11 protein-coding genes are annotated in these 16,596 nt (G+C 51.4%); 4 read left to right on the forward strand and 7 right to left on the reverse strand.

The genetic code is table 11. From position 1 onward, the window contains the following. Positions 1-179: 179 nt before the first annotated feature. The 7 genes from SD10_RS01420 to SD10_RS01450 all read right to left on the reverse strand — a co-directional run bounded on the left by SD10_RS01420 (position 180) and on the right by SD10_RS01450 (position 10,699). On the reverse strand, positions 180-1,652 hold the full coding sequence (locus SD10_RS01420; RefSeq protein ID WP_046375349.1) for a DASH family cryptochrome: 1,473 nt from the start codon (positions 1,650-1,652) through the stop codon (positions 180-182). A gap of 140 nt (positions 1,653-1,792) precedes the next feature. Beyond that, positions 1,793-3,187 (reverse strand): M56 family metallopeptidase, encoded by a 1,395-nt coding sequence (locus SD10_RS01425; protein WP_046375350.1) that lies wholly within the window; start codon positions 3,185-3,187, stop codon positions 1,793-1,795. Beyond that, positions 3,184-3,657: a hypothetical protein gene (locus tag SD10_RS01430; protein ID WP_046375351.1), complete on the reverse strand. Its 474-nt coding sequence runs from the start codon at positions 3,655-3,657 to the stop codon at positions 3,184-3,186. Before SD10_RS01430 ends, SD10_RS01425 begins: the two co-directional genes overlap by 4 nt. After that, positions 3,654-5,600: a M56 family metallopeptidase gene (locus SD10_RS01435; RefSeq protein WP_046375352.1), complete on the reverse strand. Its 1,947-nt coding sequence runs from the start codon at positions 5,598-5,600 to the stop codon at positions 3,654-3,656. Before SD10_RS01435 ends, SD10_RS01430 begins: the two co-directional genes overlap by 4 nt. After that, positions 5,597-5,968 (reverse strand): BlaI/MecI/CopY family transcriptional regulator, encoded by a 372-nt coding sequence (locus SD10_RS01440; protein WP_046375353.1) that lies wholly within the window; start codon positions 5,966-5,968, stop codon positions 5,597-5,599. Before SD10_RS01440 ends, SD10_RS01435 begins: the two co-directional genes overlap by 4 nt. Positions 5,969-6,135: 167 nt before the next feature. Beyond that, positions 6,136-8,076: a glycoside hydrolase family 2 protein gene (locus SD10_RS01445; protein ID WP_227699112.1), complete on the reverse strand. Its 1,941-nt coding sequence runs from the start codon at positions 8,074-8,076 to the stop codon at positions 6,136-6,138. 85 nt (positions 8,077-8,161) lie between these two features. Next, positions 8,162-10,699 (reverse strand): glutaminase family protein, encoded by a 2,538-nt coding sequence (locus tag SD10_RS01450; protein ID WP_046375354.1) that lies wholly within the window; start codon positions 10,697-10,699, stop codon positions 8,162-8,164. 219 nt (positions 10,700-10,918) lie between these two features. Here SD10_RS01450 and SD10_RS01455 point away from each other — a divergent pair, with 219 nt between their 5' ends. The 4 genes from SD10_RS01455 (at position 10,919) to SD10_RS01470 (ending at position 16,541) form a co-directional block, all read left to right on the forward strand. Beyond that, positions 10,919-11,863: an RraA family protein gene (locus SD10_RS01455; RefSeq protein ID WP_046375355.1), complete on the forward strand. Its 945-nt coding sequence runs from the start codon at positions 10,919-10,921 to the stop codon at positions 11,861-11,863. Positions 11,864-11,940: 77 nt separating this feature from the next. Beyond that, positions 11,941-13,218: a mandelate racemase/muconate lactonizing enzyme family protein gene (locus SD10_RS01460; RefSeq protein WP_046375356.1), complete on the forward strand. Its 1,278-nt coding sequence runs from the start codon at positions 11,941-11,943 to the stop codon at positions 13,216-13,218. 388 nt (positions 13,219-13,606) lie between these two features. Next, on the forward strand, positions 13,607-14,935 hold the full coding sequence (locus SD10_RS01465; protein ID WP_046578906.1) for an MFS transporter: 1,329 nt from the start codon (positions 13,607-13,609) through the stop codon (positions 14,933-14,935). Between the two features lie 169 nt (positions 14,936-15,104). After that, on the forward strand, positions 15,105-16,541 hold the full coding sequence (locus SD10_RS01470; protein ID WP_046375357.1) for an alpha/beta hydrolase family protein: 1,437 nt from the start codon (positions 15,105-15,107) through the stop codon (positions 16,539-16,541). Positions 16,542-16,596: the final 55 nt, after the last annotated feature.

A 16,596-nucleotide genomic window follows, 5' to 3' on the forward strand; every position in this document is an offset into this window, starting at 1 on the left:
TCTATGGTTCGTGTCCTCACGAATCAGCCAGAGTTTCCTGCCGGATAGATGGTTCGTGAGGACACGAACCATGGAGTGATCAATGAAGCAAGAGTTTGGTCACTGCGTTACGAAAAAGGTTGCAACGCTGGGCGAAGAATCAGATGTAGAAAAGGCATTCATCTGAACGCAGGCGCAGATTAAGGGGAGGGATTCGTAATCCACTTATTCGGATCGACAACCGGTGACGGGTAATCGATACCCAGTACCACGCCGTACTGTTCCTGCTCCGCGGCCGTTAGGTTCGAAACAAGATGCACCAGCTCAGCGGGTACCCGAGCCAATTCCGGAAGCCAGTGTTTCACATAATTGCCTTGCTCGTCGTACCGCATGGCCTGGCTGTAGATGTTGAAATAGCGTGGTTGCCCGTTGCTGAACTGGCGTGGGTCATTGCCCACACCGGCTACATAGTTCCAGTTACCCCAGTTGCTACATGGGTCGTAGTCGATGAGTTTGCTTTCAAAATAAGCCGCTCCCCAGGTCCAGTCAAGGCCGAGGTCGCTGACCAGGAAACTGGCAACGTTTTGTCGGCCGCGGTTGCTCATAAATCCGGTGGCGTTCATCTCGCGCATATTGGCGTCGATAAACGGGATGCCGGTATTACCTTCTGCCCACCGCTGGAATAGCGCTTCATCCTGAATGAATTTTCGATTCAGGTCATGTTTGATCCCGCTGCTCTTAAAGATTCGGGTACCGAACCGCAGGGCGACGAACCGGAAAAAATCGCGCCACAGTAACTCGAAAATCAGCCAGTACGTCGACTCATTCTTAACCCGCTCGTTTTCGTAACGCGTTATTTCTTCATAAATGAACCGGGGCGACAGGCATCCGTTGGCCAGCCAGGCCGAAAACTTACTCGAATAGTCATCGCCGAGAAGCCCGTTGCGGGTTTCTTTGTAGGTAGTAATCCGATCCGTTTGCCACAGGTAGCGGTTAAGCCGGTCAAGCGCTACGTGTTCGCCCCCTTGAAAGGCTATCGCCCGTCGTGAATCTGGGTGTTCAATCTGTTGCCTGGCTTCGCTATCGAAACCAAGTGTTGTCAACGTAGGCATATCGCTGGGCCACACATTGGGCACGAGTGATACAGCTTCCGGCGTTTGAAACGTTGGCCGAATCCTGACGCTTTTCTCGATCTGATGCCGATACTGCGTGAACACGTCGGGTAGCCGCGAGATCGTAAACGGTAAATCCCGGACATGGTAAAGTGTGCTCATCCAGAAGAACTTAATGTCGATATTGAGCGGTTTAAGTTTGTTGCTCAATTTCGACTCCATGTCAGTTTCTTCCTGTGTAATCTCTTTGCTCGTATAAATGGCTGATGCGCTGATTTCGCTGGCAAGTTCGGCCAGCACCTCGGCTGGGTTTCCAATTCGTACGATCAGATCGGCTCCTTTGTTTCGAAGCGACTGGCGAAGATCGGCAACGCTTTCAAGCAGAAAATTAGCCCGAAAAACCGCTGTTTTCGGAAAGCCCAGCCGAGGGTGTGGCGTAAACCAGCGTGGGTCGAACACAAAGACGGGCAGTACCTGATCGGCGTCGTCAAGCGCGCGAGCAAATCCCTCATTATCGTGCAGACGAAGGTCGTTACGGAACCAGTATAAAATGCGATTCATTGGTAGCAGAGAACGATTATCTACTACTAAGGAATGAGCGGGCGTTCTTGGTTCATTAAGTGGATAAAAAGAACGTGCCCTGGTGCTGATTAATCAGCACCAGGGCACGAAATGGGTAAAACTGTTTGGATGGATGTAGCTTATTTGGTGGTAATAGAAACCCTCTTGTTGGGCGTATCTACATCCATCCGGGCAATTTTGTCTGGTGAAATAGCCTTGAATTCTTTTTCGGTAACGGGCTTTCCATCAACCAAAAATACATCTATACCCTTAAAAGCTGACTCATTTGTAACCGGCGTTGCCTCATCCGCCTGAAAGTTGATCGGCAGATTATACTTCACATTGACAAGCTGACCATTTTGCTTGGCGGGTGTCCATTTAGGCATATTTTGTACGACCCGCACCGCTTCATCATCAGCACCGTAGCCAATCCCTTTTAGAAGTTGTACATCGGTAATTTCACCCATTTTCGTGACAATAAAACTAACAAACACCCGTCCATGAACATTCGCCTTCTGCGCAGCTTCGGGGTATTTCAGATTCTTCTCCATATAAGTTGTTAATCCCTTCATGCCTCCCGGAAATTCGGGCTGGTTTTCGACAACGGTAAAGATTTCACCTTCTACCTTCACCGTTTTTTGAGCCGAAGCGTCGGCTGTTGTGAGGGCGGTCTGATCCTGCTCCGATTGGGTACACATGGTCAGTAAAGCGGCCAGTGGGAGTACGAGGGCATAACTGAGTAGAGCCCGGCGGTTTGTTTGCGGTTTTTGTAGCATAACGATGCGTTGTTTAAGGGTTGATTTAGAGACAAAAGGGGTTGTTAAGGCCGCGGATGGAATATCAAGAGCGTAGGCTACCAACTGGCGCGGATAGTCGGGTTGGGGTGTTTGCAGAACCGACCGGTCGGCCAGAAATTCGTGAACTTCCTGCAGGGCACCTTTGTACAGCCCAAGAAGGGGGTTCAACCAGAACATGGCCCGCACCAGTTCGATAAAGAGAATGTCGGCAGTGTGGCGCTGGCGAATGTGGGCTTTCTCGTGGCGCATCAATACCTCCGGTTGGGTGAGGGCATCGGAATGATTCAGCACTAAATACCGTCCGAAGGAAAAAGATGGCGTTTGACTTTTCGAGTCATCAGGCAGTAGAACGAGCGTATACTCCGACCGTTTCTCTACAGTTCCCCGCTTAATCAGGGCAAACACCGCTCGCAAATGTACACCAAGCCGTACGAGCATCACGATGACGCCAAAGCCGTAAAGCAGCCAGATCCAGTGCGCTGTGGTGAGGCCATCATTCTGGGATGGATGCGGGTTACCTACCACAAATGTCGGTAGTGTAATGGCGCCAACAGGCAACGAATTCGCTGTACCACCCGGCAACTCGACTAGTGGAAGCAGAAGCGACAGAACCACTGATACTAGTAAATAGACGCGGTTCAGGCCAAAAAAGGTATTTCGGCGAAGAAGCAGGCCGTAGCAACCGTAGAAAAGGGCCAAATATAGGCTGGCCGTCAGGAGATAGGGAAGAGCGTTCATAGCGTGTTCGTTCCTTTAAGATGAATAATGACGATGCCTTTTGCCGCTTTTTCGCCGTAGAGAAGTTTATACTTGGCAATCGATTTGGTGTCTTTGAGCAGTTCAATCGACTCAATGGTGTTCGAATCAACATCGCCAATCCGATCAACCTGTTTCGTGCCATTGACCAGAATTAAATCGGCCTTGCCACCGGGCGTATTTTCCCTTGGCACCGTAACGGTATAATGGCCCGGTGCCGAATACCGCGTTTCGCTGGCTTGCTTTGCTGGATGAACGGACTTGGTATGAAGCTTTGCTGATTGCTTTTTAAGGGTGTCTGACTGAATAATTGAGCCTTTTCTAGCCCGGATGAATACGGGCGAGCGGCCAGCGAGGTTCTGTGTATGCTGGCTGAAAAAGTTACCCATCAGCCCTGCCCACATCAGGGCTGTCGATGTGAGATAAAGTGCGTAGTTCAGGAAGCCGATCATTTCTTTTTTGTGGTTATGAGTACGACTCCATTTTTGCCTTTCTCGCCGTAGCTAGCGGCTGATTCACCCTTTAAAACAGTGGCATTGTCAATGTCTTTTGGGGTGAGGTAACCAATGCCATTTTTGGCCTCAACACCATCAACGATATACAGTGGATCACCTATACTGAATCCATTACTCCGAATAGTGACACTCGAACTAGATTTTCTAATGGAATCCGGTAGGTATCTCCAACGAGTTCTACTGTTGGCTAACATCTCGTTATATAAGGCAATACCGTCATGTTTGTTGTTGTCCAGAATATTGACGGCTGGCTGCTCCGAACTAGTTTTTGAGCCAGACATGACCTGCCCAGTTCGTTTATCCTCGGTTTTCTTTTCCAGTGAAAACTGAATAGGTAAAACGTGCTGTGTGGCAACTGCCTGCCCGTTTTGTCTAGCTGGTAGCCAGTACGGCATGTGTTTCACGATACGGAGGGCCTCGGCGTCACAACCACCACCGATGCCCCTTTTCACGCTGGCTGAGCCGATAGCACCTGTTGGCAATACAACGAACGATACCAGCACACTGCCCTCAATTCCATTGGTCCGAGCCTTTTCCGGATAGCGCAGTGCGTGAGCTACATATTGCATCAATCCTGGAATACCCGTTGGAAAAACAGCCCGTTCTTCGACCGCCCTATACACCTCACCATTGATGGTATCAACTGATGGCGGTGTACGTATCGGCATAGCAGGATTAGGTTTGACGGCTCTATACGCTGCCGTAGCGCCCATAGTGGGTAGTTCGTTTGGGTCGGTCAAGGCTAATGATGCGCTAATCGCTGTTCGCCCATCAACCGGTATGGTCATCGTTTGAAATCCAACAAAACTGACGCTTAATGTCGCATTCTTGGGAACATTTATAAGAGTGAAGAAGCCTTTTGCATTTGTTTGTGTCCCTTTTCTTGTGCCGCTAATTAAGACAATAGACCCTGCCAACGGCTTTCCACTTATGGCGCTTTTTATTCGCCCTGTAATGGTTATTGTATCCTCAGTTGCCTGACGGATGAGAGTTTTAATCTCTTTCCGGGCGGTAGTCATGGCCAGTAAACTCAGCATCAGAGGGAGCACCAGCATATATTTTCCTAGTGCCCAGCGTGGCGTAGCTGTCTGATAAAGCATCTGAATACGCTGTTTGAGTAAAGGCGGGTTAAAAAAGCCGTTGGTAAGCGCGTCGGGTTGTAGGCCAAACGTGTAGTCAAGCAGAAAGCGGGCGTATTCGGTTGGCTGACTGGCTTCTTTATCTGCCAGAAATTCGTGTACCTGCCGTAGCATTTTGTCGATGAACCACAAGGCCGGGCACGCCCAGAACAACGCCCGAAGCAGGGCCAGGCCAAGCACATCGGCACTGTGGTACTGGCGAATATGCACCAGCTCATGCCGGATGATGAGGGTATTGTGTTTATCGGCTGGGTTAAGAACCAGATACCGGAAAAACGAAAAAGTAGGTGCGTCAGAGGCACTGGCCTGTCCGGATAGGTTTACCACCAGTATGTGATTGGCCTGAACCTGCCGCTCGGATCGTTCAATGAGCCAGTATAAACGGCCCACCCGGACAGCCAGGCGCAGCACGAACACCAGGGCAATAAGGCCATACGCAAGCATGGCTATTAGCTGCCAGTCGAGCGCTGTATTCACCTGACTAATTTGGGTGGGTGCCATAGCCACAGTGGTCACGGGTAAGTTGATGACGCCCACGGGTACCGGCCAGTCAGCGGGCAAGGTCTCAACCGTTTGCGCAGGTAAACTGGCCAATGGTAAAACCAGCGACAGAACCGCCGACATCAGCAGATACACCCGGTTCAACGTAAAAAACGTGTGCCGACGCAGGAAGAACCAGTAGCAGCTCGCAAACAGCAGCCCGTACAGGTTCGCTTTAAGTAGATAGTCGAGCGCGTTCATTGGTCCTTCTGTTTGTTTAAGAGTTTGATAATTTCATCAGCTTCGTTCAGGCTGATCGTCTTGTCCTGCACGAAAAATGACACCAGCTTCTTGAGCGAATTATCGAAGTAATTGGCCATCAACTGCTCCGTTTGGAAACGCCGGTACTCTTCTTCCGAAATAAGCGGGTAATACTCATGCGTTTTTCCATAAGCTGTATAGCCCACTAATTCCTTCTTCTCCAGAATGCGGATAATCGTCGAAACCGTGTTATAGGCGGGTTTGGGCTCAGGCAGTTCAGCTAAAACATCTTTGACAAAGCCTTTCTTGAGCTGCCAAAGCACGCGCATAATCTCCTCTTCGGCTTTGGTAAGTTCACGTATCGGCATGATTTTTATGAATAGTAGTGATTACGATTGAAAGATATGACTAATGATTTAGTTTTACAACTAATATATTAGTTAAAAGTTTGATAAAATTAAAATACCCCTTTCCAGCGCTGGAAAGGGGTATTTTAATTGCTGCCCGGTTCAGGCCTTGGAGGGAAAGCGACTGGCTATTTGAACAATGGCGCGTGGATTTTTCGAAGCGTTTCGACCGGAATCTTGATCACTTCCCGATCATAGGTGAGTAGCCCGTTTACTTCACCTTCTACATCCGTCGTCTGCGTATATACGGCCGCCGAAAGTGCCTGTTTCTGATAATACTCAATGATCTTGGCGTACTTTTTCTGATAGGCTTTTAATACATCATCGGCCGATTGATAGGTCTGGTAGCCCCAGTTGCGCATCTCAGGATTCCAGAGGTGCCCCTGAACTGGCCAGCCGATACCACCGAATTCCCCAATAACGACCACGCGGTCGGCTTTGGGCGCTGGTGCGTGTGGTTCTTCCTGATAGGTATGGATGTCATAGAAATCGCCGGCACCCAAGTCGTTCCAGCCGCTGCTGGCATTCACCGTCCGACTTGGGTCAAGGGCTTTTACCCAATCAGCCAGTCGTTTGTTGTCGTACTGGCCCCAGCCTTCGTTATGCACGACCCAGGTCACAATACTGGGGTGGTTGTGTAGCCGGTTCATCATTCGGCGCAATTCAAGTTCAAACTGCTCTTTCCCTTTTGACCGGCGAATGGGTTCGGACTGATCGCCCGGCGCTTCGTTCTGACCTTCCAGAAAACCCGATGGCATGTCCTGCCAAACCAGAATACCGAGTTTGTCGCAGAGGTAATAATAGCGGTCGGGTTCAACTTTAATGTGCTTGCGAAGCATGTTGAAACCGGATTTTTTGAGGAAGTCGATTTCGAACGCCATGGCTTCATCTGATGGTGGTGTCAGCAAGCTACCAGGCCACCAGCCCTGATCGAGAGGGCCGTTTTGAAACACAAATTTGTTGTTCAGCAACAGCACTGGCTGGTTGGCTACCGACGTAGCAACACTCGGGCCTTTGCCCATTGCTATTTTACGCATGGCAAAGTAGCTGGTGACAACATCGAGCGGATTGCCCGTCACCGTGGCGCTGGAAAATGCTTTGTTCAGGGCCGCATCCTGGCGTGGGCGCTGGTTACGGGGCATTTCGCCAAACGGATCGGTAACAGTCACCAGTTCTGCTTTTAAATTGTACAGAAACGGGCTGTCGGGCGACCATAATTTGGGATTTTTCAGGGATAGGTAAGCCGTTCTTCCCGCCCGAACCAGCGTGGTGGCCACTGTCTGACTACCATCCATAGCCGTCAATCGAATGGCTGTTGTGTAATTATTAGCTGGTTTGTCGAGCAATACATCGACCCGAATACGTCCTGAGTCGACTTCGGGTGTTAGCTGAATTTCTTCGATGTAGGCTTGCTTTGGCACGGGCTCCATCCAGACCGTTTGCCAGATACCGGATACGGGAGTATACCAGATGCTGTTTGGATTCAGTAACTGTTTACCGCGCGGTTGCTCGCCGGTAGACGTAGGGTCTGTTACGCCTAAAACCAATTGGTTCTGCCCATCTTTCAGGTAATCCGTAACATCGAAACTAAAGGCGTCGGACCCGCCCGTGTGCGACCCCACAAGCCCCCCGTTGACCCATAGCATACATTCGTAGTCTACAGCACCGAAGTGGAGCAAGACGCGTTGCCCGGCCCAATCGGTAGGGAGGTTAACGGTTCGGCGATACCACAGGCGTTGATCGGCCGTGAGCCCTTTGTTGACTTTTGAGACGGTCGATTCAACCGCGAAGGGAACCAGAATTTTCCCTGAAAAGTCTGTTGGGACCGGAGCTGTTTTTGCCGTGATCGCATAATCCCACATGCCATTGAGATTTTGCCATTGCTTACGAACCAGTTGCGGGCGCGGGTATTCACGCCAGGCATTTTCGGGCGTGAGCTGTTTTTCCCACCGGCTCATGATGGGCGCTGCACGGGGTAAATTCTGAGTGGGTGTTGGCGTTTGTGAATGGGTGAGGCCTTCTGCCAACAGAAGGAGAAGTAAAGTCAATAAAAGCCGGAGAGTTTTCATGCTTTAAAAGGAATAGGCTTGGTTGTTTCGGTTTACCACCCCAAGCCCCTCCTTGAAAGAAGGGAGTTGGGGGTGGTTTAATTAATTACTTACTCAGCTTCCCTTCCAGCATTTTGATATAATACCCGCCCACAACAGATCTCGCCTGGAAACCCACCTGCTTGGCATTTGTCGTTTCGTGCCAGTCGGAGAGGGGGACTCGCGTTGGCGTTTCATTAACATACTTCCAAACCGGTTTTACAAACGCTTCGAAGTCGCGGTCTGATTTGGCTAACGTGGCCGTCCAGATGATCCAGTCCGACTTGGTGTAGGTTTTACGGCTGTCCAATGGAAGCCCGTACGGTTTCTGTTTTGTCAGGTAATAGTCGACTTCAACCGCTGTCACTTCCTTCGGAAACACGTCGAGTCCTAGCAGTTTATCCCAGACTAGGTTGTATTTTTGGCTCCAGGTATCGCCCTGATTCTCGAAGGTCAGGTCATAGTGTTCTTTCTGGCCAGGTGTTTTGTCGAGGGCGAGTTGTTGCCATTTCACGGCCATGTCCCGCGCCGTTTTCAGATAGCTCTGTGCCGTTGTTTTATCCCCTAACTGGGCGGCCATCTGACCATAAGCCGCAATGCCTAGAATCGCCTTCACCGACAGGTTGGCGTTGCGGGCGATATGACCCGCGAAGTCGTCGGTGCATAATTGATTTGTCGGATCGAAGCCATCTTTTTTAAGATATTCGACCCAGGTTGTCAGGGTTTTCCAGTGTTGTTTGGCATAGTCAACATTACCTTCGGCTCCGCTAATGGCACCGGCCAGTAGCAGCATGTTGCCAGATTCTTCAACGGGCATGTCTTCGCCGTAGGTTTGCCCATTGGCCTGTGGATACGTCCCTACATCGTGTGCTGGGAAAGGTTTTTTCCACCGACCGCTTTCCGAATACTGGAAAATCGGCTCCATCATGCCCTTCAACAGGGTTGGGTTATACAGCAGAAACAGCGGAGCCGACGGGTACGTGATATCTACCGTACCGATCGAGCCATTGGAAAAGTTCTCTTTCGACAGGAAAAGCGTTTCGCCTTTCGGGCCCGCTACAATTTTGTGTGCGGCAATGGCCTGCCGGTACGCCAGCACGCACAAATCGGCGTATTCTTTACCGCCTGCTTTTTTGGCATCGGCGCGTAATCTGGTGTCGAATTTGTCGCACTTCTCTTTCAGGCGGCTGTAGTCTTTTTCGGCTGTTTGCAGTAGGGCGGGCATCGTTGTTTTTTCGTCCCGTCGCCACCAGGGACGAAGATTCTGCTTAAAATACTGAACGGAATACAAGTCGTCGTAGGCCAGCATTAGGTGCTTTTCGGCCGGTTTCGACACGCTACCGAAGTCAAGTACGGTCGCGAGGGCTACGTCAGCGGCTGCGCGGGGCTTGTTTCCAGGTACCGACGCCTTATTGTCGGTGGGGAGTTGGCCCGTCATCAGAAAGGCCTGTTTCAGACCCGGTGCCATGCCATTTCCCGTCTGGTTACCGCTTTCCTGCGGAACGGCTAAGTAAGCGTAACCCCAGTCGATGCGGACATTATCGCCTTTTTTTGACAGAATGGGCTGAGCCTCGGTGCCCACGGTTTGGTAGATCAGGCCGGGAGCCTGCCCGGCTTTCAGCACGACTTCCTGTCCGATGGTGTTGGTTGCCATTGTGCCGGATTCGCTCAAAAACACCTGCACCGAATGCGACTTGCGATCCTGCGACCGAACCTCGAAGGTAACATAGGTAATTGGACGGGCAACCACCTCCAGCTCGTCCAGCAGCAGGGGCGACATGAACGTGACGGCCAGATTCACTGGTCCGGCCGAAAAGGTGTAATTCGTTTGCGTAGCCGATACCGTTACGCCCGTTTGGGTGGCGGTCGTCACACCCGTTGTCTTGACTGGGTTGAAAATACCCACATCAATGAACGACCCGCCCCGTGGACTCACACAGTGAACGGCCAGCACGTTTTTGCCTTTGCGGATGGCCTTCTGGCCAGCGGCCGATAGCGGCAGATAAATGTATTCGTTGATGTAGTCGGGTTTGTCCAGAATCTTCGTGCCGTTGAGGTAAACGACCACATCATCGTCGTGATTGATGGACATGACCAGCTTGGCCGGGTCGGCATTGCCGTCGTAATTGAACTCCCGCCGGTAGTAGATATCGGTCGATGCGTTCGATGGCCCACTGTTGGTCCACTTGGTCTTAGCCTCTGGTGTATCACCAAAAGGCCCCGTTCCTGATGTCCAGCCAGTGGCGGCATAATCCGTTTTCTCCCAGCCCGCAGTAGGTTTCTTGAACGTGTATTTGGCTGGATATGCCTGGGTTTCGCCCGTTGGGGCAATCGCTTCATACGTTGTTGGTACAGCGCCCAGAAACTGATACGCCTGGCCATCTACCCGAACAATGCCCTCCAGCGATTGCGATTTTCCGGTCCAGTGGCGGGTAGGCGAATCGGTTAGTTTATCGGTGGTGCTCCAGACGCTGAAGTAGGGGTCGTGTGTAATGAGTGGATAGGCGGGTGGGCGGAGATCCTGAGCAGACAGTGGTCCGGAAAAGAGAAAAGTTAATAAGCTGATCGAAACGAAAAGAGCCGTGTTTTTTTGCTTTGAAACCATTGGTTGGCAGACGTAGTGAAACAATATTCGAAATATAAACCATATCTGGACTAACCTTTACTTATTGGCAACAAGAATTTGACGGCGGTAAATTGGTCAAGCCATAGGATGACATATTACTTAATTCATCAGATTCCTTAGCCAAGCGAAGGGTAGATGCACCGCTTATATGCCTTATTTCGTCCGAGTCCTAAACACTTAATCTAGCGCATTTTTTGAATGAAAAAGGTAATCGTAATGACCGCTGTGTTGTTGCTGACCGGGTTGGCGTCGGTGTCAGTTGCGCAGCAGATTTCTAAGGAAGAACTCATCTTCCTCACACCCGACTGGAAAGGGGAGCGTTTCCCCGATGGACGCCCGAAAGTGCCTGATGCGATCATCAAACGCATGAAACTCGTAACACACGAAGAAGCCTGGGCCGTTATGAAAGGCGAAAACTACCGCTATCAGTATGCCGGTGACTGGCAAACGATCAACCCCGATAGTGTACTCGTAGGCCGCGCCCTCACCGCAACGTTTATGCCTGGCCGGCCGGATGTGCATCGGGTAACCGACGAAAAAGGACATACCAAAGATGGCCGGGTAAAATCGCAGAACGCCTGGCCAATTGACATGCTCGTAAAAGGCGATGTGTATGTGGTAGATCAGTATGGTATGCACGAAGATGGGCCGACCATTGGCGATAACCTGGGCAACTCGATTTTTGCCAAAACGGGGAATGGCATTGTCTACGAAGGGGCTCTTCGGGATGTAGCCGGACTAAAAGAGATTGGCGGTTTTACATCGTATTTCAGAAGTTATCACCCGTCGCACCACAATCCGGAGGGTAACTTGAATACTACGCTGGTGGGCATCAACCGCCCGACGCGTATCGGAAAGGTGATGGTGATGCCCGGAGACATCGTACTGGGCCGTGATGGTGGTGTGGCGTTCATTCCGCCCCATCTGGCGGAGAAAGTGGTGAAAACGTCGGAGATTATACGCTTGCGGGATATGTTCGGGCATTTGCGGTTGCGGGAGCAGAAGTACACACCGGGTCAGATTGATTCACGCTGGTCGGATGCGATCGAGAAGGATTTTTCGCAGTGGCTCAATGCCCACGTCAGCGAACTGCCCGTACCAAAAGAACAAATTCAGGAATACCTCAAAACCCGTACCTGGTAGCTTTATGTACCAATCAGCTTCCAGTTGTTTGGTACTAACCTCACATCACAAGCAAACGCCTATTCCTTTCCTAAATCATGAAAACATCCCGTCGTTCTTTCTTAACCAAAGGAGCCATTGCCAGTGCCTTAGCTGCCAGTACACTAACAACGTTTGGCGAAGGACTGGAAACCGCCGTTCATAACGCGCCCTTATCGTCGGCCCCATCCGACCTGAAAATTACTGATATCAAATGCGGATACACACGGGGTGGACATAGCCTGTTCGTTAAAATCCACACCAATCAGGGCATTTGGGGTTGTGGCGAAGCCGTCGATGCCTCCGTGGGAACCTACCATCTGGTAAAACTGATGGGCGAGCGTATAAAGGGGAAAAGTCCGCTTAATGTCAATCGCTTGTTTGAAGATGTCCGGAAGTCGGGTTTCTTCGAAGGGGCACAATCCGGAATATATATTTCTGTATTGTCGGCCATTGAAACCGCGCTCTGGGACTTAACCGGTAAAGCTCTTGGTATGCCCGTGTATCAGCTGCTGGGTGGTAAATTCCGGGATAAAATTCGTGTTTACTGCGATACCGGCGCTTATCGGGAAACGGATACCAGCGCCGATGCGTTCGGGAAAAGCGCCAAACGAGCCGTTGATATGGGCTTTACGGCGGTGAAATATGACATCGACGAACGGAACGACCCCAACAAATACGATGCTTACAACTGGACGGCCAGCCCCGGCGAACTCGAGCGGATGTACAACCAGATTGCGGGTGTCCGCAAAGCCGTTGGTCCAAAAATCGACATCTGCGTTGATATGCACGGGAAGTATGACGTAACAACCGGCCGCCGGGTTGCCAAGATGATGGAACCCCTGAACCTGCTGTTTTTGGAAGAGCCCATCCCGGCCGAAAATCCCGAAGCGTACAGGCAAATCCGGGAAGCGTCGAACACGCCGATCTGCGCCGGTGAGAACCATTACCTGGCGCACGGCTTCCGTAAGCTTCTCGAAATAGGTGCCGTCGACATTATTATGCCTGACTTGCAGAAAGCGGGCGGTCTGGGCGAAGCGCAGCGGATTGCTAACCTGGCCAACCTGTACTACGTGCCGTTTGCTCCGCACATGGTGGCCTCGTATCTGGGCGCGATGGCATCGAGCCACGTATGCGCATCCGTGCCGAACTTCCTGATTCTGGAGTGGCAGATTTACTTCCACGAAGAGCCAATGTTCAAGGAGATCGTCACCTTCGACGGGCCGATGGTAGAGAAAGGATTCATTCCGTTATCCAACAAGCCGGGTATCGGTGTCGAAATCAACGAAGAGGGTATGCGGAAATATGCACCGAAAGACGTGCCGTTCTTTGTATAGTAAATTTTTCAGACAGGATTGACCGGTTGATTCTGAATCAGACTGGATTGTTCTAAACAGACGGTTTCTTAGACACGCTGCTGACACCATATCCTGTTAATTCTGTCTGAAAAAAATGACCTGGTATTTGCCAGGCTAATGTGGACAAGTAAGCCCATTTCTGCCTAAATGTGTGGATAACTTTTTTATCTGTGGATAAAGCCGGCGGATTACACAACATCCTGGCATGTTAGTAGACAAAACTGACCCCCAAATAGGGCAAATGCATCCCTCCATTTGTGGCATACAGTATTTAACCGGGCTAATCGTGTTTTAGCGTAGTCTGACAGACACTCATCCTAATCGACCTGTTCACTTGACAACAAAACCCACTCCCGTTGCTGCCGATATCCTGCGGCCTACCGGTGGTACGTTGCCCACCTCCAGCAATTATCGCTGGATAATTGTTGCGCTTCTCTTTTTTGCAACAACGATCAACTACCTCGACCGACAGGTTATGAGTTTGCTGAAGCCCGTTCTGGAAAAAGAATTTAACTGGAGTGAAACGGATTATGGTGACCTTGTCACCGTTTTTACGTTTTTCTACGGAGCGACAACGTTGCTGGCTGGCTACATCATCGACCGGGTTGGCACCAAACTGGGCTATATCGGGGCTATTCTGGTCTGGAGTTTGGCCGCCATGGGCCACGCGCTGGCGGGTGGTACGGCCGGATTCATGGTGGCCCGAGCCATGCTGGGCATTGGCGAGGCCGGTAACTTCCCCGCTTCGATCAAGACTGTGGCCGAGTGGTTTCCGCAGAAAGAGCGGGCGCTGGCGGTGGGTATTTTCAATTCCGGTGCCAATATCGGCGCTGTGGTTGCCCCGGCTATTGTGCCGCCCCTGGCCCTGATGCTAGGCTGGCAGATGACATTTATTCTTACAGGTGCGTTGGGTTTCCTCTGGATTGTGGCCTGGTGGTTTTACTATGAAGTACCCGCTCGGCACAAGCGTGTAAGTGCTGCTGAATTAACCTATATCACATCCGATCCCGTTGACGCAACCATTGCCGGTGATGCTGCCGCCACAGATCTGCTGGCCGATAAAACAACCCGTTATCCGATTTTCGCCAACAAGGCCATCTGGGGATTCATGAGTGGCAAGCTCCTGACCGACCCTATTTGGTGGTTTTTCCTATTTTGGTTGCCTTCGTACCTGGCCAATATCTACCACCTTGATCTCAAAAAGCTGGGTCTTCCATTGATCGTTATTTATCTGGCTGCGACCATTGGCAGCGTTGGGGGTGGATGGCTGTCGTCGATGCTGATTCGCAAAGGCTGGCATCCAACACGGGCGCGGCAGTGGGCCATGGCCTTGTTTGCCATTTTTGTCATGCCCGTTATGTTGATCAGCCAAATGAGCAGTATGTGGCCGGTCATTGCCATTTTATCCCTGGCTGTAGCCGCTCACCAGGCCTGGTCCGCTAATATTTTTACGGTTGCCGCCGATCAGTTTCCGAAGCAGGTCATCAGCCGGGTCGTTGGTTTAGGCACCATGGCCGGAACACTGGGAGGGGCTGTTTTTCCACTCATTGTAGGGCGCATCCTGGATCATTACAAAGCGCTGGGAAGTCTTTCACAAGGGTACTACATTATATTCTACATTGCGGGTCTGGCGTATCTGGCGGCCTGGACGATGTTGTATATTTTCGTTTTTAGCCGGGTGAAAGCTCGTGCCTGATGGTCTTGATGGCGCGAACGTCTTCGTTTGTGCCAGTTATGAACCAGCCTCTGGCCGTTAGGAAATCGTAGCTAGTCGGCCAGAGGCCGATGAATAGTCAGCACGAACGAAAACGTTCGCGCCATCAGACCTCCTTTCTGCCAGCACGCTGCCAATCCTCTGCCTGAAAATGAAAAATCGTCCATCAGTCAATCAACGCTGCCAACGGGTGTTTTGTGTAGGTATAATGGGTTTGCTGTCAATGGCCAATCTAATTGCCCAATCCCCCGACTTTCAGAAAATGACGCCGGAGGAACGGACGGCCTATATGAATAAAATGCGGGCGGCCAGCCAGGAAGACTGGCAGAAAATGATGGATAAGCTCCATCTGACGTTGCCGACCCTGCCATCTCCTGCCGAAGATCCTAAACGGCCACCGCATCTCAACCCAAAAGAGGGCTCTACCAACTGGTTCGATGAAGCAGGCCAGACACACGTCCGGTCGGGGTGGGGGAATTGGACGAATTACGACGAAGTTATAGCCAGCAACTATAAACTTCCTGACCCGCTGTTATTGAAAAACGGCAAGCCCGTCACGAATGCGGCTACCTGGTGGAAACAGCGCCGACCCGAAATTCTGGCTGATTACCAGACGGAGATTTACGGCAAAACGCCTGCCAACACGCCCGGCGTAACCTTTGGCCCCACCGGAACCGATAGCACAGTTCTGGCTGGTAAGGCGATCCGAAAAATGCTGCTTGGCCGCATTGACAACGCCCGATATCCGGCGGCAACTCCGAGTATTCCCATTACCTACTACCGACCGGTTAATGCCAAAGGGAAAATTCCGATGATGGTCATTGTGTGGGGCTCGTTTCCGCAGCCGTTGCCTAGTATCGAAAAACTGATTGATGCCGGCTGGGCCGTTGCCCTCGTCAATACGGGTGCCATTCAGATGGATAGTGGCGCCGGTTTACACGAAGGCATTATCGGGCTAATGAATGGAGGAAAAGACCGGAAGCCTGACGACTGGGGCGTGTTGGCGGCCTGGAGCTGGGGACTTAGCCGGGTGCTCGATCACTTTGAGAAAGACAGCGGCATCAACGCCAAACAGATTGGTATTCAGGGACATTCGCGTTGGGGTAAAACGGCCCTGCTGGCCGGAGCGCTCGACCCACGCTGGGCCATCGTTTTCGCCAGTTGCTCGGGGTCGATGGGCGCTTCGTTGGAGAAGCGCAGCTTCGGCGAAACCATTGATAACGTAGCAGGTTCGGGTGAATACCATTGGATGGCTGGAAATTTCCTGAAGTATGGCGGCAACTGGGCTGCGATGCCCGTTGATGCCCACGACTTAATGGCGCTCATTGCGCCCCGACCGCTGTTTATTACCGGTGGCACGAAAGATAGTTGGGCCGACCCCAAAGGGGAGTTTCTGGCCTGCGTTGGGGCAAGCCCGGTTTATACGTTACTTGGTAAAAAGGGCGTTGGAACAAACGAGATGCCTGCCCCCGATGTGGCCCTCATTGACGGCGACCTGGCTTTCCGCAATCACGAAGGCGGCCATGTCGACATACTCGACTGGCCTGTTTTTCTGGAATTTGCGAAGCGGGAGTTTAAGTTGAAATAATTTCTGTGGTGTCGGGCCGGGTGGCCGGTGCCATCTCAAATCCGACACCACAGAA

The organism is Spirosoma radiotolerans, assembly GCF_000974425.1.
Lineage (GTDB): Bacteria > Bacteroidota > Bacteroidia > Cytophagales > Spirosomataceae > Spirosoma > Spirosoma radiotolerans.